This window comes from Thauera phenylacetica B4P, assembly GCF_000310225.1.
In the GTDB taxonomy this organism is placed as follows: domain Bacteria; phylum Pseudomonadota; class Gammaproteobacteria; order Burkholderiales; family Rhodocyclaceae; genus Thauera; species Thauera phenylacetica.
In genome coordinates this window covers 1-1,318 of record NZ_AMXF01000461.1, presented here as the reverse complement: position 1 = coordinate 1,318, position 1,318 = coordinate 1, and the positions used below count along the sequence as shown (strand labels likewise).

1 protein-coding gene and 1 pseudogene are annotated in these 1,318 nt (G+C 72.8%); both read right to left on the bottom strand.

Going from position 1 to position 1,318, the window contains the following annotated elements:
• Positions 1–94 precede the first annotated feature (94 nt).
• Positions 95–1,057, bottom strand: coding sequence for an MBL fold metallo-hydrolase (locus C667_RS23020; RefSeq protein WP_004388996.1), 963 nt, complete (start codon positions 1,055–1,057; stop codon positions 95–97).
• A 116-nt stretch (positions 1,058–1,173) separates the two neighbouring features.
• A pseudogene (locus C667_RS26625) lies at positions 1,174–1,318 on the bottom strand (single-stranded DNA-binding protein); the annotation flags it as partial.

Sequence of the window (1,318 nt, the reverse complement as noted above, 5' to 3'; positions counted from 1 at the left end):
GCCGGCGAGGCGCGCGGCCGCGCCGGCGCCGTAGAGGCGGTCGATGCCGCCGAAGCGGCGCGCGCGGTCGGTGGCGGCTGCGCTCATGGCAGGCTCAGGCACCGGCGGCGCTGATCTGGCGGCTGTCCAGCCACACCCCCAGGCCCTGGGCGTTGAGCTCGAGGTCCATGCGCAGCAACTCCAGGGTCTCTTCCTCGCCGAGCGCCCAGTTCTGGCGCGCGGCCTCCTCGCGGAAGATCTGCTCCAGCCCGGCGACGATCTCGACGTGGCGGGCGACGCCGTCGCCGCGCGCGGCCTCGGCCACCGCCAGCATGGTGTCGATCAGGCGGTGGAGGTCGGCGCCGAGGCGGTCGACGTCGACCACGCGGCTGTAGTGCGTGAGGTACATCGCCTGCGGTCGCATCGCCAGCATGCGGTCGATCGAGGTATGCATGCCCTCGGGGTCGAACTGCGTCGGCGTGGTGGTCGGCACGACGAAGGCGCGGCCGTCGACGTCGAGCTCGCGATACGACAGCCCGAAGGTGTCGCCGGTGAAGAAGGCGCGCGCGACCGAGTCCCAGATGCAGATGTGGTGGCGGGCGTGGCCGGGGGTGTCGAAGACCCGCAACATGCGGCTGCCCACCTGGATCTCGAGGCCGTCGGTGGCCGGCACGATACGCTCGGCGGGCACCGGCACGAGCTGGCCGTAGAGGTCGAACGCGCGCTCGGGACCATACACCGAGCAGGTGGCCTCCCACAGCTTGCTCGGGTCGATCATGTGGCGCAGGCCGCGCGGATGCACGAGCAGCCTCGCCTGCGGCAGCGCGCACATCAGGCTGCCGGCACCGCCGGCGTGGTCGAGGTGGATGTGGGTCAGCAGCACCCAGTCCACCGCCTCGGGGGCGATGCCGAGCGCGGCGAGCGCACCGAGGATGCGCGGCACCGAGGCGTTGCTCGCGGTGTCGACGACGGCGGCACGCCCGTCCTGGACGATCACGTGGATGGCGGCGAGTTGCGGGCGGCCGTAACCGGAGTCGATCGCATGCACGCCGTCGCCGTAGTGGATCAGGTCCTTCATTGCTCCTCCCCAATGGCCGGTTCGCTGCCGGGCCCATGGATGTGAAACGGGCGAGCGTACGCTTCGCGTCGCCCGCCCGGCGGTCCGCGGAGCGCAGGGTGCGCTCCGGGCCTTCGTCAGAACGGAATGTCGTCGTCGAAGTCGCCGAAGCCGCCCGACTGCTGGGGAGGCGCCGACTGCGGCTGCGCACGCTGTGCGGGGGCCGCGGGCTGGCGCGCCGGCGCGGATTGGGCGCCGGCGTCCCAGCCACCGCCCTCGCCG